At 51.7% G+C, this 18,815-nt stretch carries 16 protein-coding genes; 6 read left to right on the top strand and 10 right to left on the bottom strand.

All coding sequences use genetic code 11. The annotated features are described in order from the left end of the window. Positions 1–9 precede the first annotated feature (9 nt). Positions 10–1,083 (bottom strand): hypothetical protein, encoded by a 1,074-nt coding sequence (locus tag E3U44_RS03590; RefSeq protein WP_134356705.1) that lies wholly within the window; start codon positions 1,081–1,083, stop codon positions 10–12. A 350-nt stretch (positions 1,084–1,433) separates the two neighbouring features. On the opposite strand from E3U44_RS03590, the gene E3U44_RS19815 reads away from it, so the two are divergent. Next, positions 1,434–1,988: an MBL fold metallo-hydrolase gene (locus E3U44_RS19815; protein WP_240761717.1), complete on the top strand. Its 555-nt coding sequence runs from the start codon at positions 1,434–1,436 to the stop codon at positions 1,986–1,988. A 73-nt stretch (positions 1,989–2,061) separates the two neighbouring features. After that, positions 2,062–2,856: an MBL fold metallo-hydrolase RNA specificity domain-containing protein gene (locus tag E3U44_RS19810; protein ID WP_240761715.1), complete on the top strand. Its 795-nt coding sequence runs from the start codon at positions 2,062–2,064 to the stop codon at positions 2,854–2,856. 62 nt (positions 2,857–2,918) lie between these two features. On the opposite strand, the gene E3U44_RS03580 is transcribed toward E3U44_RS19810, so the two are convergent. The 4 genes from E3U44_RS03580 to E3U44_RS03565 all read right to left on the bottom strand — a co-directional run bounded on the left by E3U44_RS03580 (position 2,919) and on the right by E3U44_RS03565 (position 7,112). Then, complete coding sequence (locus E3U44_RS03580; RefSeq protein WP_134356704.1) at positions 2,919–3,962, bottom strand: metal-dependent hydrolase; 1,044 nt, start codon at positions 3,960–3,962, stop codon at positions 2,919–2,921. A gap of 19 nt (positions 3,963–3,981) precedes the next feature. Then, a complete protein-coding gene (locus tag E3U44_RS03575; RefSeq protein WP_134356703.1) occupies positions 3,982–4,836 on the bottom strand; it encodes a hypothetical protein in 855 nt (284 codons plus the stop codon). Between the two features lie 174 nt (positions 4,837–5,010). Continuing rightward, entirely contained in the window at positions 5,011–5,601 is a 591-nt protein-coding gene (locus E3U44_RS03570) for a hypothetical protein (RefSeq protein WP_134356702.1), read from the bottom strand. Next, positions 5,601–7,112, bottom strand: a complete 1,512-nt coding sequence (locus E3U44_RS03565; protein WP_134356701.1) for a PAS domain-containing sensor histidine kinase — start codon at positions 7,110–7,112, stop codon at positions 5,601–5,603. The genes E3U44_RS03570 and E3U44_RS03565 overlap by 1 nt, the downstream gene beginning before the upstream one ends. A 252-nt stretch (positions 7,113–7,364) precedes the next feature. Here E3U44_RS03565 and E3U44_RS03560 point away from each other — a divergent pair, with 252 nt between their 5' ends. Continuing rightward, positions 7,365–7,562 (top strand): CsbD family protein, encoded by a 198-nt coding sequence (locus tag E3U44_RS03560; RefSeq protein WP_134356700.1) that lies wholly within the window; start codon positions 7,365–7,367, stop codon positions 7,560–7,562. 492 nt (positions 7,563–8,054) lie between these two features. Here the strand turns inward: E3U44_RS03560 and E3U44_RS03555 are convergent, their stop codons facing one another. Continuing rightward, positions 8,055–8,534, bottom strand: a complete 480-nt coding sequence (locus E3U44_RS03555; protein ID WP_166804989.1) for a hypothetical protein — start codon at positions 8,532–8,534, stop codon at positions 8,055–8,057. 265 nt (positions 8,535–8,799) lie between these two features. Here E3U44_RS03555 and E3U44_RS03550 point away from each other — a divergent pair, with 265 nt between their 5' ends. Further along, a complete protein-coding gene (locus tag E3U44_RS03550) occupies positions 8,800–9,783 on the top strand; it encodes a metallophosphoesterase (RefSeq protein ID WP_134356699.1) in 984 nt (327 codons plus the stop codon). Between the two features lie 122 nt (positions 9,784–9,905). Here E3U44_RS03550 and E3U44_RS03545 read toward each other — a convergent pair whose 3' ends face one another. After that, entirely contained in the window at positions 9,906–10,814 is a 909-nt protein-coding gene (locus tag E3U44_RS03545) for a complex I NDUFA9 subunit family protein (RefSeq protein WP_134356698.1), read from the bottom strand. A gap of 438 nt (positions 10,815–11,252) precedes the next feature. Here E3U44_RS03545 and E3U44_RS03540 point away from each other — a divergent pair, with 438 nt between their 5' ends. Beyond that, the gene (locus E3U44_RS03540; RefSeq protein WP_134356697.1) at positions 11,253–12,659 is read left to right on the top strand and encodes a DUF389 domain-containing protein; all 1,407 of its coding nucleotides are present in this window, start codon (positions 11,253–11,255) and stop codon (positions 12,657–12,659) included. Here the strand turns inward: E3U44_RS03540 and ssb are convergent. Together ssb and E3U44_RS03530 are read right to left on the bottom strand one after the other, a co-directional pair. After that, positions 12,542–13,015, bottom strand: a complete 474-nt coding sequence (gene ssb / locus E3U44_RS03535; protein WP_134356696.1) for a single-stranded DNA-binding protein — start codon at positions 13,013–13,015, stop codon at positions 12,542–12,544. The genes E3U44_RS03540 and ssb overlap by 118 nt on opposite strands. Positions 13,016–13,054: 39 nt before the next feature. Beyond that, positions 13,055–14,473, bottom strand: coding sequence for an MFS transporter (locus E3U44_RS03530; protein ID WP_134356695.1), 1,419 nt, complete (start codon positions 14,471–14,473; stop codon positions 13,055–13,057). 62 nt (positions 14,474–14,535) lie between these two features. Here E3U44_RS03530 and uvrA point away from each other — a divergent pair, with 62 nt between their 5' ends. Next, positions 14,536–17,403, top strand: coding sequence for an excinuclease ABC subunit UvrA (uvrA, locus tag E3U44_RS03525; RefSeq protein WP_134356694.1), 2,868 nt, complete (start codon positions 14,536–14,538; stop codon positions 17,401–17,403). A 6-nt stretch (positions 17,404–17,409) separates the two neighbouring features. On the opposite strand, the gene trkA is transcribed toward uvrA, so the two are convergent. After that, the gene (gene trkA / locus E3U44_RS03520; RefSeq protein WP_134356693.1) at positions 17,410–18,783 is read right to left on the bottom strand and encodes a Trk system potassium transporter TrkA; all 1,374 of its coding nucleotides are present in this window, start codon (positions 18,781–18,783) and stop codon (positions 17,410–17,412) included. Between the last annotated feature and the right edge of the window lie 32 nt (positions 18,784–18,815).

Here is an 18,815-nt window from a genome sequence, read left to right as displayed (position 1 = left end):
ATGGGGCCATTAGAAAATTGTGATTTTCCTGTAGACCGGTCGCAAGCTTTGTTTAAACCATCGCTCCAGCGCGGTCTGAAAGTGCTGCTCATCTTTCAGCTGCGTAGCGTCAAAATACGAGACATCTGCAGGGATAAACAATTCCTGGGCATCATCACAGAGCACTAAGATGCGATGGTGTGCCACTTGTGAGCAAACATTTTGTAGCTCATCAGCAGCATTCTGTGTAGCCTGGCGGAGATCTAGAAGAACCAAAAAACAGTGCTGAACCGCGCTTTGCAACCACTGTCTCCACTCTTCTTCAGTGACCCAATAACTCATGGCGTTTTTGTGTCTTAGTATTTTTGGGGCCATTGGAGAAGAATCGGAGATCCGCGCCAAGGTGATAAGTGGACCATATTGCCCCATAATGGGGTAAATGGAATTGGTAAATAATGGTGAGAGAATCGGTTTCCGGCTTACCTGAAGATAGGCGATAGGTCGGTTGTGAAGACACTCGAAAAGTCCATAGCGAATGATAAGCAGTCCCATAGCAGCAGGATAGGTGAGGTAATCTTCGGGTTGCAGTACTCCCCACAAGGTTAGGGCAAAAAATATCAATGGGTGTAATAAGGGAAAGCTAAAAATATGGCGCAATAATCTGGCATTTGCACTTTCTGCTTGATTAAGATCACGGTTGCGAACAAGCGTGTAAGTGACCAACAGGGCCAATAAAACAAAATAAAAAGGATAGCTTTGGAATATAGGTGCGCCAGGACGGTAAACTTCTTGCCATGAGGAAAACCAGATCAACAAGGTGGCTGTACAAAAGAGATCGTAGCTCCAACTATAATGGAACTGGGGTAACCAATAGAGTGCTGCAGCAAGGACAAGACACCCCCAACCTATTCCAAACGCCCATGGGCTAGCCAAATAATTTTGTAAGGGGTTATCAGTCAGAACAAGAAATCCAATAATAGCCGCACTCATAGAGAACAAAGGCAAAATAATTGCAGGGAAATTACGAAAATAGAGGAGGGGAGAATTTCCCGGAGAGGGTTTTAGTTTGTTCACGCTAGCCGCTAATTTACTAAAAAAAGCCATTTTTTGCCTCTTTCAGTTCTCACGAAGTTATTTAGGATTTTAGAGGCCATTTTAAAAATAGCAATTTTGTGCTGAGACCAGGCGAGGTACGTTTGAGAAGCGCAGTGTCTGCACTTATACATGAGTATCACAAAACGTGCCTCAATGCCGTATCGGTGCTAAAGGGCATTTTTAAAACGGTTTCCTAAAGATAACACAGAAATCCTGTCTCCATGGAAGGGGTGCCGGATTAGAATTTTTTCTCTTTGTCCTTTGTTCTGCTGCTAGAAAGGCGATGATTCCTTGATGGCTAAATGCATAAGCCGGCGGTCTTAAGACCGAAATTCCAATGAGTGGGAGAGTAAATAACATTGCAAATTCATTTTTTGGGCGCAGCCGGCGAGGTGACCGGCTCTTGTCATCTGATCCAGGTGGGGGAGAAAAAAATATTGCTCGATTGTGGCTTGATCCAGGGTAGGCCTAAGGACGAGGCCCGCAACCGGGAGCCGTTTCCTTTCGATCCTAAAATCATTGATGCTGTAGTACTGAGCCATGCCCATATTGATCACTCAGGCCGGCTTCCGCTGCTTATTAAGTCAGGTTATTCCGGTCCCGTATACACCCAGCGGGCAACAGCAGATTTATGCCGCACCATGTTGAGGGATGCAGGCTTTCTAAGTGAGAAAGATGCCGAATGGGAAAACCGTAAGCGCGAGCGCAAGGGTTTGCCATTGGTAGAACTCCTCTTTACGGTAGAAGATGCGGAAGCGGCCTTGGGGCAGTTCAAGGGGCTAGATTATGGTCAGCAGCAGACCATCTTACCGGGGGTGTCCATCCGGTTGTCCGACGCCGGGCATATCTTAGGATCAGCCGTCACCGAGTTATGGCTGAGTCAAAAATGGGCAAGTGCGGAAGCTGGTCTATAGTGGCGATTTAGGCCGTTCTGGCATGCCCATCTTGGCGGACCCTACACCGATCTAAGATGCTGATCTGGTGGTTATGGAGAGTACTTACGGCAACCGCCTGCACCGCACTTGGGGGCAGACCCTGACGGAGCTAAAAGGAATATTCAACGACACCCTCACAAACGGTAAGGGAAATATTCTCATCCCCGCCTTTGCGGTCGGGCGGACCCAGGAAATCCTGTATTTATTTGCCAAATACTATGAAAAATGGGGATTGGAGCGCTGGTATATTTTTTTGGACAGCCCTATGGCGGCTGAAGCCACGGATACCTATGCCCGCAATAGCCAACTCTTCGACCGGGAGTCAGGTGAAATGTGGCGGCGTCACCAGGAACATTCCCTCTTACCCAACCTGCGTTTTACCCGTACTGCGCAAGAGTCCATGCGGCTTAATAAGATTCGTTCTGGAGCCATCATTATTGCCGGTAGTGGCATGTGCGATGGCGGGCGTATCAAACACCACCTCAAGCATAATGCCTGGCGCAAGGATTGCCATATCATCATCACCGGCTACCAGGCTTCTGGCACGCTAGGCCGGTCCCTCGTGGACGGTGCCAAATATATTAAGCTTTGGGGTGAGAGTATCCGGGTGGCCGCAAGCGTACACACGGTGGGGGGATTATCCGCCCATGCGGACCAGGCGGGCCTCATGAATTGGTATGCCCATTTCCAAGGGCGTCCACCCCTGGTTCTCGTGCACGGTGAAGCGGCGGCTGCAGGAGGGCTTGCCAAGCGTCTGCGGGAAGATTTGGCTGCTCCGGTGAGGATAGCCCAGCCCGCTTCCCCGGTGGACCTTGGACATATAGGGGATTTTATCGAGAGTCTATAAAAATAATATCAATGAGGACCTTATCGGGTCTTTGAATGTTCTGTGGTCGGTGGTTTTTCCTGTCACTCCAGGGGAAGCTCCTCTGCCGAGATAGGGGCCGAGCTATCGATGGGGCGTCCCAGCAGCATATCCAGGAAAGCGTTCCGGGTGGCCTCGTCCAATTGGCGGAAGGTGCGAAAACGGACATGTTGATTTTGCTGTGCAAGGTCCAATTCAATGCCCCACAGGGGAATGAGCTGAGTGGGCAGCATGGCATAGCGGATATCACCAAGTATATTGGGCTGTTCCGGATGCTGGGCTATAAATCCATCTGAGAACCGGGTAAACCGCTGGATATCTTGAGCCAAGAGGGAGCCGGGCTGAAGTCTTTGTAGTTGTTTCGGGGTGAAGCGCTTGGTAGAACCACCCAGGTAGATACGCGGCTCACTAAGGATGCCAACACGCACCGCATCCACATAAAATCGCCCCTTGCTTTCGTAGATAGTGCGCCACAGGATGAGATTGCCCAAGGTGGGTTTAGCTTCCAATCGCTCAATCTGATGGCCTCGGCTTTCAGCCAGGGTAACTACCAGGGCTTCTACTCGCTCCTGTTGGACGAGGCCAAACGGTAGATAGAGGAGGGCAAGACCCAGTCCTAGGCGAGCTGCTACCGGCGTAGATTTGAAAAAGCTCCACCCCAAAGCGATAGCCAGCACCCCCGTAAACAGGGGGTCGACGACCGCAATTAAATTCCAGGCGATCCGAGTTTCTAACACCGGCCAGAGAAGCTGTGTCCCATAGCTGGTGCAGGCATCCAAAAGGCCACTTGGCAGGTAGCCGAGCATGGCCAGGCCGTACAGCCGCCCAAATTTGAGGCGACGTCGTAGGAATGGCCAGAGCAACACCGCAGCAATTAGACCGCCAATGGGGACAAACAGTAGGGAATGGGTGAACTGCCGATGGTATTCCAAGGTCAGGAGGGGATCCTCCGCAGAGCGGATAAAGACATCTGCATCGGCCAGCAGCCCGGCCACAAACCCCACTGCGGCAGCCAAACGCACCTGGGACGAGCGGGTAGCCGATTGGGCGACGACTGCCCCCAGTAAGCCTTGGGTCACAATGTCCATCAGCTAGGCCCTGGGAGTATTATGACAATACCGCCGGAGCTAAGGCGGGAATGTAGTCTTGCTGTAGATAGGGGGCAAAAAGCAGGCGGGGAATAACCTCCGGATAAAGATATCGCCTCCACAAAGCCGTTTGCACCCAAGTGAAACCTTTGACGACGGCTGGCGCAGTTCCCAAAGCGACCGCATCAACTAGACAATACCAAGCGGCAACGCCGCTGGGGGGATTACCCTGGGGAAATTCTAAAACCGGATCAATAGGTACCCACCGCCAATTACCATAGGAAACGCCAATGAGTTCCAGCCAGGTCGTCACAAAAAAGGCGCCAAGATAAACCCCTGGCGAGCGGCCAAATAGCACGAAAAGGACAAACACCACAAATAACAGGGCGCCAACCGCATCTTTCTGTGCCGCCCCGGTCAACCCCCAAATCGTCCACAAACCGCCGGCAGTTAGGACCATCACAGTAATGGCTTTAAGGTTTCGCTTAAAAAGTTCTGAGCGGGCCAGGGCTACGGCGGTCAAATAAACCATACCATGGCCTGGCGGGACATAGGCGGGAACATTATGGAAGCGGTAAATATAGCCTTCCATATAGGGAGAGGCAAAATGCTCCCCAACCGTGGCAAAGGCCACGGCCACCAGCACCTGGGCGCGGACTAAACTGCTTTCTCCGCGCAGCAATGCGAACAAAGATACCCAAGCACAAACTCCCAGAAGATTCTGGAAGGTCAAAGTAGAATCGGCATCCACATACAGGCAAAGGGCAATAGAAGCGAAGACGATCAGTGCAATTCCATAATCACGAAAATTTCCAGTCGCTGCAGCCCGTCCTTTCTCAAGCAAGCCAAAGCGAACAATCCCGTCTCCCCTCATGGCCATCCCCATCTTGTTCGTAAGTCATCTTTATTGCTTGTCTTTAACAGTAAATCATTGTATGAGATAGGGTATAAAGGAGCAAGCTTTATGTTAAGTAGCTGAATGAAAACAAATTATTTTAGTATTTTTTAGGATCTATTTTACGTTTAAAATTGATCTTGAGGGATCCGTCTAAGTATCTTGAGTTTCACTAAGCCCCCCAAGGAAAAGGTTGGTCAATAAAATTAACAAACCCAATGATAGGCTGCCAACGCCAAGATAAGTCAATGTTTCTGTAATCATGTGTGAATGGGCTGGGCCACGGCCTATTGAAGGGGCAAGTAAAAACATGGATAGCCATGCGAAGGGGTAAAAACTTCCCAGACCGATAAACAGGGAAGTAAGTTTTTTTAGGCCTGGTTTCAGCTTGGAGATAGCGACGAGCAATAATAAGCCGATTGAAAATGCCGCTATGCCGGTAGCGTGAAAGTGCGCCCGTTGTGCATAGCGCCAGATTTTATCTTGACTTTTGGCATCAGCAAGGTCTGGGTTTACTGCGATCCCTCGGGCGACAAAATCCTTGAATAGATCTTCACTAAGTCCAAAGGAAAATCCAAGGCTAATTCCCAAGATGAGACTTATTAAGACTAATGTAAGACCGCTTTTTATATGGGATAAATGAATGCTCATAATTTCTTTATGTCCTGTTTTTGGAATTCTACGGCAAGGGACTGGGTAAAGAGTAACCTTTAAGTGGTTACGAAACTGCCAAATAAATTCCACTAAGCGCCATTAGTCCACCTGCTATCATCTTCTTCCGCTATCGGCAGAGCAAAATGGAATGTAGCCCCTTGATCGGCGTTAGATGTCGCCCATATTTGGCCTCTATGGGCTTCGATAATTGAGCGGCAGATGGAAAGCCCCACTCCCATGCCTGAAACCTTAGTTGTGAAGAACGGCTCGAATAATTGTTTCAACGCCTCAGAGCTAATGCCCGCTCCTTTATCGGAAACGGCAATCTCAATCTGATTATTATCCGTTGTCAATGAGGTTTGAATGGTGAGCTCTCGCTTGCCAATCTCGGTAGCCTGCATCGCCTCTAAGCTATTTCGCACCAGATTCAACAGGACTTGCTGAATCTGGACAGGATCGATAGAGAGGGGCGGCAGCGACTCGGATAATTCCAACCGCAGCCTGGCTTGGCTGTTCCTGATCTCTATCTCTGCGAGGGGAAGGGTTTCCCGAACCAACTTGTTGAGGTCTATTAGGCTAGGGTGGGTTTCTCTGCCACGAATAAAGCTTCTTAAACGGCGGATAATTTCATCAGCACGTTGATTTTGGTTGATGGCGTTTTCTAGTGTTTCTACGAGTTGTTCCGGGGAAGCTGCCCCCCGTTGTAGCATGCGCAGACATGTTTCAATATAAGTGCTGACGGCCGTCAGAGGCTGTTTGAGTTCATGGGCCAATTCAGAAGCCATTTCACCGGCAGTACTTAAGCGTTCCAGATGGGCAAGTTCTAGTTGCTGCTGCCGTATCTTCTCTTCGGCCTGCTTGCGCTCGGTGATATCGTTGACGAGGACGAAGAATCCAGCGACCTCACCCTGTTCTCCTAGATGGGGAATATAGGAGGCCTCTACATAGCGAGGCCCACCATCCTTATAGGGGACTACTCGTTCAAATACAGCCATTTGCCCTGCTAGGGCCTTCTCCACGTATTCCTTGATCGCCTGATAAGCAGCTTCGCCTAGCACTTCAACCAAGCGCTTTCCTTGGATCTTACTCCGTGAATAGCCAAACCATTCTTCATAGGCCTTGTTGACGATGCGATAGCGCTGATCGGCACCTACATAGGAAATCAGCACCGGTAAGGAATCCATCAACAAGATAAGCCGTTGCTCAGTCGCTCGCAATGCTTTCTCCGCCTGCTTACGCTCAGTTATTTCACGAACCGCACTTAAGGCAAGCATGCCCTCCTTGGTCTGGTAGCCACTGAGGCTGATCTCGACCGGAAATTCGCTGCCATCCTTTCTCAAACCATAAAGCTCAAGGCCTATACCCATAGGGCGAAAATGTGGTGTTTGAAAAAATCTTTGGCAATGTTCTCGATGGTGATCTCGAAAACGTTCGGGTAATAAGGTTTCTAGACCTTGGCCGATCAATTCCTCCCTGGAATAGCCAAACATATTCTCCGCCTGGGTGTTGATCTGGACGATGCAGCCTTCTTGATTGACGACTAGGATGGCATCGGGCGCGCTTTCTAGAAGTCCGCTGCTGAGTGCTTCAATTTGGAGCATTTTGGGACTTTTAATTAGAGAAATTGGTATTTCAAGCAATAGCTTTTTATATTACCAAATGCATTTAAATATATAGTTGTCTTCTTCAATTTTTAATCTACTATTTATAGTAAATCTATCAGAGATGGGTTGGCTAACCATAAGGTTATCTGCTCTGTAGTAGCGGCTAGAGACTACTCAATGGTAGACGTTATGGCTGCAGATCAAAACCGGGCCCTAGGAGGGCACCAAGGATCTACAAGGAGAAAGACTATGAATTGGGAACAAATTAAAGGAAACTGGAAGCAACTCCGTGGTAAGGCGAAAACCCAGTGGGGCAAGCTTACCGATGATGATCTTGATATGGCTGAAGGACGCCGTGATGAGCTGGCTGGCAAAGTCCAGGAGCGCTACGGTGTTACCAAAGAAGAGGCCAATCGGCAGGTAGATGATTGGATGCGGGGGCTATAAATTGCTACCCCGGGATTGACCTCCAGTTAAATTTTTCATAGTGCTGGATTTTCCACGTTGGCACTACTGTGAGGTTAGCGAACACAATATCCTGGGGGCATGTCCCCCAGGATATTAACATTGGTAATTAACTAATAGAACGATTTACCGTTCTTGGGGTTGGAGCTGCAACCATCTGTAAGTTTTACCCGCCTTCATTTTCCTTTTCCATTTTTCCGCATCGTTGCAACCCTTGAGCGGCTAGCCACCAGCACAATGCCCACGCCGCTTCGGTACTCTATCCGGCAAACACATCAGTGGGAGTCCCATCAGAATCTTAGGTAATAATAAAAAATAAACTTGCAAGAAGATAATGGATACCAGAGAATCGACAGGAAAGACTCCCTTTCTAAAAAAGCAGTTCTCTTTCGGCAGTTAAGGCGGGAATGGCAGATTAAAAGCATCATGGCAGCCGCGAGGACTGCCATGCACTTTTGGAGTAAATTTAAAAATTTAATCCTCTTCCTTTTGCTCGATGTTATCAGAGATAAGGAAGGCCTCCACATTTTCAAGTTCGACCTTAAGATGCGGATCCAGATCCCAGCCGTATTCGCGCTCAACCTCAACTAGGCCCACGGCACGAACGGTTCCTGTCACAGTGACCTTAGAATCTTCCGTAACCCTTGCGTGTGCTTTCATATTGCCTTCAGGAATCAGCACCACCATCTCGTCGTTGAAAAGCCCACCACTTTCAAGAATAAATGAGTGTTGATCAATCAGTTCTTCCACTTCGCCAGAAACTCTTACTTTTTTGCCATCATAGCGAAGTACATCATCCAGAAGTTCTTCTACATTCTCCAGTGTTTGAGGCTCGCCACCTGCTTGTTGGCCAGCTGCTTGAGCAGAGGTTATTACGGAAAAAGTCATCAATAGGGCGGTTGCCATCATAGCTTTTGCCAGAGTGCTTATGCTTAACTGATTCATAAATTGCATTGTGCTTACCTCCTTAAAAATATTAATTTGGCGCAGTTTTACTTTCCATCACTTAACCTAATATAAGTGATTGTTATGAAGTTTCTTAGTAACCCTCTATAAACTATAGAAGGCGTTTCGAAATCAGTCCAATTATTATTTCTACAGCAGCATTTGAATGAGTAATTAATGGTCTGGATTGGTGAATAGGCTAAAATTAGCTATCAGAATACGGTGCTCAGTATGACAATATTTAAAACAATAAAAACCACTATCAGGAGCTAAAATGAAAAAATTTCTTAAATATACTGCGGTCGTCTTATTAGGGCTGTTCTTGGTGCTCATCCTATGGGGTTTGCTAGAACCGCGCCTGATGATCGACTATCGACCAATCACTGCAGAGATTCCCAATTTGCCTATGGAATGGGAGGGCAAGCAAATAGCGCTGCTCGCTGATATCCAGATTGGCATGTGGCTGGATAATAGAGCAACCGTGCGCCGTATCGTCAATAAACTCATTGAGCAACAACCCGCTGCGGTGCTGATTGCAGGCGATTTTATTTATGAGCCGACAGGGGAGAAAACCAAGGAAGAAGCCCAAGAAGAGATGGAGTTGGAAGATTATCGGGAGGCAATGGAGCAAATCCAGGACGTTGCTAGACTTATGGATTCCCTGCCGCGATCCGGCATTCCCACGTATGCTGTTCTTGGTAATCATGATTACGGCTTGCAGTGGCCCACTGATGTGAAATTGGAACAAGTCCCTCACCTGTTGAAGCGAGCACTGAGCCAGGTAGGCATTGTGGTGCTTGATAATGAAGCTATAGCGCTTACATCAGCAGGACAATCAATACAGGATTCCTATCCCCTTTATCTTGTGGGTATCGGCAGCCGCTATGCGAGCAACGATAAGCCTTTAACCGCCCTTGCGGGCGTCCCCGAAGAGGCGCCCAGAATAGTTTTCATGCACAACCCGGATACCTTCGCATCAATTACCTCAGGGGCAGCGCCCTTAGCGTTAGCTGCGCACACCCATGGCGGCCAGATTCGTTTGCCCTTTTTCCCTGCTTGGTCCTGGATGACCGTGTTAAAAGACGATAGAGTAACGGCCGATGGTTGGATCGATAATTTTGGGCAGCCGGGAAATCGGCTTTATGTTAATCGAGGAATTGGTTTTAGTCGCATTCCGATAAGGATCAATTGCCCACCGGAAGTGACTTTACTTACTCTCCGGCGTGCGCATTTATCAGTATCCCAACCGCCTAATTAGGGAGTGGTAAGAACCATGTACCTAATCCTCCGAGAACCCTTTGAACTCAATCTTTTTTCGTTGGATTTACTCCAGTTGTGATGGTATTGAAAAGCGATAATTGGTTCATCTGCTGCAACTCTTTAATGGAGAGATTCGCCCAAGCAATGGGACAGCATCTGTTCTAGGGAACGTGGGTCAATATCCAGATCGGCGAATGTCCCGATCCCAGTGCCGACCACATTATCCATTTCCATGAGTATGACCTGATCTCGCGTCAATGGGGGATTAGGTAGGAGGGAGGCCATCCTGGCGAGTATTTTCCAGACGCTAAAGGGTACCGGCAGCAGCAGCCGCCGGCGATCAAAATAAGCAAGCACCCGCTCTACAATGTCCCGGTAACTATAGATCTGGGCTCCGCCTAGTTCAAAGATTTTTCCAGCTGCTTCAGGTGTATCCAGCGCCTGGAGTACCGCTTTAGCCACATCCTCCACATACACTGGTTGCAGGCGGGTGGCGCCGTTGCCGAATAAGGGCACCACTGGCAAACGAGTCACTGTTTTCAAAGCGCCCAGAAATGCATCATTAGGGCCGAACATTACGCTGGGCCGGAGGATAACGGCGTCTGAAAATGCATTGTGAACACGTTGTTCACCGTAAGCGCGGGCGCGCACGAATTTTGAGGGCGAGGCCGGATCTACTCCAATACCAGAAATATAGACAAGTCTGCGGATACCGGCCTGCTGGGCCCGACGTGCAACTCGCCCAGCCCCTTCCACATGGATGGTATCAAAAGTGGCCTTCCCCTGTTCCACATAGAGTCCGACGGCATTGACGACACTTGTGGCGCCATTGACCGCTTCGGCTACGGAATCTTCATCGCGGACATCGGCGGTCTGGAGTTCGATTTGGTCACTGGCTCCGGCAAGATCCGGAGCATAGGGATGACGGGCAGCGATTCGTACCGTTGCTCCCGATTCCACAAGATGGCGAACAATAGCGCGGCCAAGAAAGCCAGTGCCTCCGAAAACAGTGATTAGGCCGTGAGTCATCGTCGAATAATTAGGTGAATGTACGAGTAAGTGGGTTGTGCAAAAGTCACCCAGTCAGGTTTTATGTTTTGCCTTATTTGCTTTGAAGGGGGCTTACTTGAGCATAGTGGAATCTAAAATAATTTCCAATTTTTTATGTTGTGGTTACCATTGGTTTCAATAGCGGTAATTTCGTTTTATCTGTCGAAATGCAGATGATATTTCTGCTTGCAATAAACGCCCCCCTACCCTATATCCTAATCTAAGTATCTTAGTAAAAATTTTGAATATTCCTGGGGCGAGCCGGTGGTGTGGAGCCAGAGGACAGGGAAGTCCCCGCCAATCCTTTTTGCAGGGAGGAAAAACGGGTTGGCGAAACACTACCGGCTCGCTCCTAAAACACCGCCGAATCGGCGGAGAAATCTATCCCATCTGCGCCCTGCAAAGGACAGAACTGGCATGCGGCAACTGTATATTGAGGTATCTGAAGAGAAGGCCTCGGAAGTTATCCGGCAAGCCCAGGAGTTCGCCGGAATGAATTTATGGCACCTCCCGCTAAGGGGTTGGCCTGAAGGAAAAGAAAAAGCACTCATCCTGGCACACCTTCCGAATCGGCAGGTCGGTTCGTTTCTCCAAGCGGTGCAGGACATCGATGCAGGAGCCCACTTCACTCTTGAGCCGCGCGGTATCCTCTCACTCCGCCCTCCGGCTGATAAGGTGCCGGAGCAGACTGCGGATGTAAGCGAGCGAAGCCCTTTTGAGATTTATCTGTCTGGGGTGCAGAGTATCGGGTCGCTGCGCGGATTTATTAGCTATGCAGTGGCAGGCGGCATCGTGGTTTGGATCGGCCTTATCACTAATACGGTTTATCTTCTGGTGGCCGCGATGCTGATCGCTCCTTTTGCGGGACCTGCAATGAATGCGGCGATTGGCACAGCGACTGGAAACCTCCATCTGCTCCGACGCAGTATTGGCCGTTATGTCCTTGGGTTGGTAGTAACGGCGGGAGTAACGGCGCTCCTCACCTTACTCTTCCAGCTAAGCATAGCGACGAGCATGATGGTGGAGGTAAGCAAAATCTCGGTAGTGAGCGCTCTGCTTCCCCTTGCAGCGGGGGCTGCCGGGGCGATTAACCTTGTCCAGAGCGAGCGCGACAGCCTTGTCTCTGGCGCCGCTGTCGGCATGCTCGTGGCGGCCTCTCTGGCTCCACCGACGGGCTTGCTGGGGATAAGTCTAGTGCTTGGGGAGTGGGCCATGGCCAAAGGAGCAGCATTCGTCCTCCTGCTCCAACTGGTCGGCATCAACTTTTCGGGTGCCGTGGTCTTTCGCCTTTATGGACTCTCAGGGAAAGGGCCGCGATTTCTGCGGGGGCGGAAGTGGGCCTTTCCTACCGCCCTCGCCAGCTCGATCATAGTCCTTGCAGGACTTCTGGGATGGCAATTTAGTTCCTCTCCGGAACTTCAACGCAGCACCCGTGCCCAACGCGCCATCGCTGAGATTCGCACCGCAGTGGAAGCAAGCAATTTGGCTCAACTTGTCGAGGCGAATGCTCGATTCACCCGCGCCAGTATCCCCGAGCAAAACTCACTCCTTGCTATCGTCTATGTTCAACGCGCCAGGACTATTCCCCTTTCTGACGCCGAACTTCGTCGGCGCCTTACCCATCAGATCCAGGAGCACCTTTTGAATGCCGGTTTCAACGTAACGCCACTGGTTTCGGTGACGGTCCTCAAACCACCCGATATCATTCAAAACGGTATATCATCCTCAAAATCATCATCGCTTGAGGGGGGTGGGGGAGGTGAAGTCCGGGACGGGGGGCTAGAAGGACCTGGGGCCGAGCCTTGGCTCATGTCATTGTTATAGGGGGCGCTGCCGCCGGTTGCCCGGTCCAGCATCTGCATTTCGTTGGCGACGATCTCGGTGGTATAGCGGTCCTGACCGTCCTGGCCTTGCCATTTGCGGGTTTGGAGGCGGCCTTCCACGTAGATCTTGGAACCTTTTTTGAGGTATTCACCGGCAATTTCCCCCAGACGGCCGAAGAACACCACCCGGTGCCATTCGGTGCGTTCCTGTTGCTCGCCGGTGGTTTTATCTTTCCAGGTCTCTGAGGTGGCCAAGGTAATATTGGCGATGGCCCCGCCACTGGCGGTATAGCGGACTTCCGGGTCCCGTCCCAGGTTACCTATCAGGATGACTTTGTTAACGCCTCTTGCTGCCACGATGAAATTCTCCTGCCGTAATGGCTGTTGAATGCTGGTTTATTTTACCGCTATGGGCTGTTCTCGGTTAGTGGGGTTAATCTCGCTCAGAGCGGCTTTATCTAGCTGCTCATCATCTACCTTGAGATAAGCGACCCCCTCCTCGGCCACCACCACTGCATCGGCGACCCCGGCGATTTCGGTAAGGCGTTTAGCCAGGAGTTTAGCCTCGTCGGGTTCCACTCTCCCGATGGAAAGAACTTGGCTGCGCAAGTATTGGGGCGGTCGCATGGTGGCGGCAAAGAATAGCCACAGGGCTGCGGCACCGGCGCAGAAGGTAAAGGTCCCTTCGAGGCCAAAGTGCTCATAGACGGCCCCGCCAGCCCAGCCTCCCACAAAGGCGCCCAGGAATTGGCAAGTGGAATACACGCCCATGGCGGTGCCTTTGCTGCCAGCTGGACTTTGTTTGGAGACCAGGGAGGGCAAGGTGGCTTCCAACAGGTTGAACGCGGTGAAGAACAGCCACAGGGCGGCGATGGTGCCGGCTAGGGAAGGGTGGAAATAGCGCCAGGCAAGTTCCGCCAGGCCTAGAATGGCCACCGCGCCGATGAATACCTCTTTCATGCGGCGCTTTTTTTCCGCCAAAATGATAAAAGGCACCATGGCGAGGATGGAGGTGATCAGCACCGGCAGATACACATAGCCATGAAAGTTGGGGGCAAGACCGCTTTCGTCCCGCAAACTAATGGGCAGGACCACAAAGTTGGCGGTGAGCAGGAGGTGTAAAATAAAAATCCCTAACGCCAACCGCATCAGTTGAGAATCTCCCAGGACCCGGAGAAATTGTTGCGGGGCGGGTTCTACATCCAGGTGGTGGCGAGGGGCCGTCACGTGGGGAACGCCGAGGTGGAGCACCCCAATCCCCAGAACCGCCAACACTGCCGTGGTCCAGAACAGGCCCGGAACCCCAATCCACTGGCTAAGCACCGGTCCCACGGCCAGGGCAATGGCAAAGGACATCCCAATAGAGAGTCCGATGAGGGCCATGGCCTTGGTTCGTTGCTCTTCCCGGGTCAGATCGGCCACCAGGGCCATCACCGCGGCGGCGATAGCACCGGTGCCTTGCAGGGCCCGGCCGATGATGACCCCGGTGATGGTATCCGCCATGGCCGCCATTATGCTCCCTAAGGCGAATAGAATCAGTCCAGCGGTGATGACTGGTTTACGCCCAATGCGGTCGGAGAGTAAACCGAAGGGGATCTGGAGCAGGGCTTGGGTAATCCCATAGGCCCCCAGGGCCAGACCAATCAGGGTGGGAGTAGCGCCCTGGAGATCCTGGGCATAAAGAGAAAAGACCGGCAGGATCAGAAATAGACCGAGCATGCGCAGGGAATAGATGCCGGCCAGGGAAAGGAGGCCGCGACGTTCCAAGGAGGTCATCCCCAAGGTAAATTGGCGTTTTGATTTACTGTGCTTCATTTTGCTTCATTACGATTTAGCCGCGTATATTAACAAGATTTATCGATGATGGGCTAAAGGCTATGGATCGGATTTGCATCCGCGGTGCGCGTACCCACAATTTAAAGAATATTGATCTGGATTTACCCCGAGAGCAGTTAATCGTCATTACCGGGCTATCGGGTTCGGGGAAGTCGTCTCTGGCTTTTGATACTCTTTACGCTGAAGGGCAGCGCCGCTATGTGGAGTCCCTCTCGGCCTATGCCCGCCAGTTTCTCTCTATCATGGAAAAGCCCGATGTGGATCATATTGAAGGGCTCTCCCCGGCCATTGCTATTGAGCAAAAATCCACTTCCCATAATCCCCGCTCCACCGTCGGCACCATTACCGAAATCTATGATTATTTACGTCTGCTCTATGCCCGCGCCGGTGAACCTCGTTGTCCCGAACATGGGATTATCCTAGAAGCCCAGACCATAAGCCAAATGGTGGATCAGGTTTTGAGCCTTCCTGAAGGAGGGCGATACATGCTGCTGGCGCCGGTGGTGGAAGGGCGCAAGGGAGAGCATCTGCAAGTTTTGGAAAATTTGCTGCAAGGGGGGTTTATCCGGGCCCGGATTGATGGTGAGGTGGTAGAACTGGAGCAGGCCCCCAAGCTTGCGGCTAATAAAAAGCATACCATCGAGGTCGTGGTGGATCGTTTTAAGATCAAGCTTCGTCCCGATCTCCAGCTGCGTCTAGCGGAGTCCTTTGAGACCGCCTTGCAGTTAGCCGATGGCCTGGCCCGGGTGGTGTCCCTGGATGATTCGGCCCTGCCAGAGCAGGTGTTTTCGGCCCGCTTTGCCTGTCCTGTTTGCCGCTATTCTTTAAGTGAGTTGGAACCCCGGTTGTTTTCCTTTAATAACCCCAAGGGCGCTTGTCCTCACTGCGACGGCTTGGGGGTGAAGCAGTTTTTTGATTCTTCCCGGGTGGTGCTCCACCCCGAGCTGAGTTTGGCCGCGGGCGCGGTCCGGGGTTGGGATCGGCGCAATACCTATTACTACCAGATGATCCTTTCCCTGGCCCGGCATTATGGCTTTGAGGTGGAAACCCCCTTCCAAGATCTTCCCGAAGTGGTACGTCAGGTGGTGCTTTATGGCAGTGGTCAGGAAAAAATCACCTTTCGCTACCTCAGCAGTCAAAATAAGCAGACCACCCATCGCCATGCCTTCGAGGGGGTGATTCCCAATATGGAGCGCCGTTATCGGGAGACCGAGTCCCCAGCGGTACGGGAAGAATTAGCCCGCTATTTGGCGGTGCAGGCTTGCCCGTCGTGCCAGGGTACCCGACTGTGCCAAGAGGCGCGCCATGTCTTTGTGGCGGATTATAGCCTGCCTGAGATTACTGCCTTGCCCGTGGGTCGGGCGCTGAGCTTGTTTTCCCAACTATGTTTGCCAGGCCGCCGAGGCGCCATTGCCAGCCCCATACTCAAGGAAATCCAAGATCGATTAGCGTTCCTGGTCAATGTAGGGTTGGATTACTTGACTTTGAATCGGAGTGCCGAGACCCTTTCCGGTGGCGAGGCCCAACGAATCCGGCTGGCCAGCCAGATCGGGGCCGGTTTGGTGGGAGTCATGTATATCCTAGATGAACCTTCCATTGGTTTGCACCAGCGGGATCATCAGCGGTTGCTGGATACCTTGACCCGTCTCCGCGACCTGGGCAATACCGTTATTGTGGTGGAACACGATGAAGACGCCATCCGGGCGGCTGACCATGTGGTGGATATGGGCCCCGGTGCCGGGGCCCATGGGGGAGAGATCATCGCCCAAGGTACGCCGGCGGAGATCATGGCCAATCCGGCCTCCCTGACCGGGCAGTATCTGGGGGGGCAGAAAGAGATTGCTGTGCCTTGCCAGCGCAGGCCTATCAATGCCTCCCGGCTGCTTTCTTTGCGGGGGGCCAGTGGCAATAACTTACGTCAGGTGGATTTGGAAATTCCCCTGGGGGTCATGACCTGCGTCACGGGGGTTTCTGGTTCCGGTAAGTCTACCTTAATCAACGATACTTTGTTACGGGTTGCCGCCCGGACCCTCAATCGGGCCTCGGTTGATCCTGCCCCCTATGAAGGAATCGAGGGTTTGGAGCACCTGGATAAAGTGGTTGCTATTGACCAAAGCCCTATTGGTCGTACCCCTCGCTCTAACCCAGCCACCTATACCGGCTTCTTTGCCCCTGTGCGCAATTTATTCGCGGAAACCCCTGAGGCCCGCTCCCGGGGTTATGGGCCGGGGCGTTTCAGCTTTAATGTCAAAGGGGGGCGCTGCGAATCCTGCCAGGGGGACGGCCTGATCAAAGTAGAAATGCACTTTCTTCCTGATATCTATGTGGCTTGCGATGTCTGCCAGGGCAAGCGCTATAACCGGGAAACTCTAGAGATCCGCTATAAGGGCAAAAATATTTATGAAGTCTTGGAGATGACGGTGGAGGAAGCGCGGGATTTTTTTGCCAATGTCCCGGCGGTGGTCCGAAAGCTGCAAACCTTGCTGGAGGTGGGACTGTCCTATATCAAGCTAGGGCAGAATGCAGTGACTCTCTCTGGTGGCGAAGCCCAACGGGTCAAATTGGCGAAAGAACTGTCCAAGCGGGACACGGGTCGGACCCTATATATTCTGGACGAACCCACCACCGGATTGCACTTCCATGATGTGGCCCAACTTCTTCAAGTGTTACTACGGCTGCGAGAAGGGGGGAATACCATTGTGATCATCGAGCACAATTTGGATGTAATCAAGACTGCTGACTGGATTGTAGACTTGGGCCCTGAGGGGGGCGAGGGCGGTGGGAGGGTTATGGCTATGGGAACGCCTGAGGCGGTGGCCGCCTGCCAAGCTTCCTATACCGGACATTACTTAGCCCAGCTCCTATCTCAGGCCAATGGTCCTCAACCCTTGTCAGCAGCGAAATTATGATCTGGATCACAGGAAAGTAAAACCGACCTGGAACAGGCGCTCCACATCGGTGATACGGCGCTTGTCCACCAAGAACAAAATGACATGATCGCCGGATTTAATGACCGTATCGTGGTGGGCCATCAGGACTTCGTCACCCCGTACAATAGCGCCGATGGTGGTGCCCGGAGGAAGCTTGATCTCCTCAATGGCCCGGCCGACCACTTTGGAAGAAGAAGAATCTCCATGGGCCACGGCTTCTAGGGCTTCGGCTGCCCCCCGACGCAGGGAATGGGCGGCCACCACATCGCCGCGGCGGATATGAGCAAGCAGGCTGCCAATGGTGGCCTGTTGAGGGGAAATAGCAATATCCACAGCCCCACTCTCAACTAAATCCACATAGGCCGCCCGGTTGATTAAAGACATGACTTTACCAGCCCCCAGCCGTTTGGCAAGCATGGCGGAAAGGATGTTGATTTCATCATCATTGGTCAAGGCGCAGAAAATATCCGTATCTTCGATATTTTCTTCTACAAGGAGCTCTTCGTTAGCCGCATCGCCTTGGAGGACAATACTTTTATGAAGTTCTTCAGAGAGGGCTTTGGCCCGCATCGGATCAGTTTCAATGATCTTGACCTGATAACGATTTTCCAGGGCTTTGGCTAGGCGCTGGCCAATACTGCCGCCGCCACCGAGTATGATCCGCTTATAGGGATTGTCCAGGCGGCGCAATTCCGCCATAACTTTGGGAATGTCTTTTTGCGAGGCAATGAAAAAGATTTCGTCATCAGCTTCAATAACGGTGCCCCCTTGGGGGAGAATGGGCTTATCTTGACGGAAAATGGCCGCCACCCGGGTCTCTACGCCGGGGAGGTGTTCCGGCAATTCTCGCAGTTGATGGCCTACCAGCAGCCCCCCGTAATAAGCCCTCACTGCGACTAGCTGGACTCTGCCATCGGCAAAATCCAAGACCTGGAGGGTGCCTGGATTATCAATGAGGCGTTTAATGTAATCAGTGACCAGTTGCTCCGGGCTGATCAACACGTCAATGGGCAAAGTTTTGGTAGAAAACAACTCCGGATAGGCTAAATAACCCGCAGCGCGGACCCGGGCCACCTTAGTGGGGGTATGAAAAAGGCTATAGGCGACTTGGCAGGCGATCATATTGGTTTCATCACTACTAGTGACCGCCACAATCATATCCGCGTCTTCCGCTCCTGCTTGGGCGAGGACATCTGGATGGGAGGCCAAGCCCTGTACGGTGCGGATATCTAAATGATCCTGAAGGTTTTGCAGCAACTTGCCATTGGTGTCTACCAGGGTGATATCGTTGAATTCGCTGGCCAGGTTAGCAGCCACTGAGGCACCCACCTGGCCCGCGCCTAGAATAATGATTTTCATAGGAACAGCCGCCTGTGTGTCTTGCTTTTAGA

This window comes from Nitrosococcus wardiae, from assembly GCF_004421105.1.
GTDB lineage: Bacteria > Pseudomonadota > Gammaproteobacteria > Nitrosococcales > Nitrosococcaceae > Nitrosococcus > Nitrosococcus wardiae.
The sequence above is the reverse complement of the archived record's forward strand: the minus strand, read 5'-3'. Positions and strand labels throughout refer to the sequence as shown.

Coding starts and splice junctions, on each gene's coding strand:
- uvrA (WP_134356694.1), top strand. CDS start 14,536: ATGGATCGGATTTGCATCCGCGGTGCGCGTACCCACAATTTAAAGAAT.
- E3U44_RS03550 (WP_134356699.1), top strand. CDS start 8,800: ATGAAAAAATTTCTTAAATATACTGCGGTCGTCTTATTAGGGCTGTTC.
- E3U44_RS03580 (WP_134356704.1), bottom strand. CDS start 3,962: ATGGACATTGTGACCCAAGGCTTACTGGGGGCAGTCGTCGCCCAATCG.
- E3U44_RS03540 (WP_134356697.1), top strand. CDS start 11,253: ATGCGGCAACTGTATATTGAGGTATCTGAAGAGAAGGCCTCGGAAGTT.
- E3U44_RS03590 (WP_134356705.1), bottom strand. CDS start 1,083: ATGGCTTTTTTTAGTAAATTAGCGGCTAGCGTGAACAAACTAAAACCC.
- E3U44_RS03575 (WP_134356703.1), bottom strand. CDS start 4,836: ATGAGGGGAGACGGGATTGTTCGCTTTGGCTTGCTTGAGAAAGGACGG.
- E3U44_RS19810 (WP_240761715.1), top strand. CDS start 2,062: ATGGAGAGTACTTACGGCAACCGCCTGCACCGCACTTGGGGGCAGACC.
- trkA (WP_134356693.1), bottom strand. CDS start 18,783: ATGAAAATCATTATTCTAGGCGCGGGCCAGGTGGGTGCCTCAGTGGCT.
- E3U44_RS03555 (WP_166804989.1), bottom strand. CDS start 8,534: ATGCAATTTATGAATCAGTTAAGCATAAGCACTCTGGCAAAAGCTATG.
- E3U44_RS03565 (WP_134356701.1), bottom strand. CDS start 7,112: ATGCTCCAAATTGAAGCACTCAGCAGCGGACTTCTAGAAAGCGCGCCC.
- E3U44_RS03530 (WP_134356695.1), bottom strand. CDS start 14,473: ATGAAGCACAGTAAATCAAAACGCCAATTTACCTTGGGGATGACCTCC.
- E3U44_RS03560 (WP_134356700.1), top strand. CDS start 7,365: ATGAATTGGGAACAAATTAAAGGAAACTGGAAGCAACTCCGTGGTAAG.
- E3U44_RS03545 (WP_134356698.1), bottom strand. CDS start 10,814: ATGACTCACGGCCTAATCACTGTTTTCGGAGGCACTGGCTTTCTTGGC.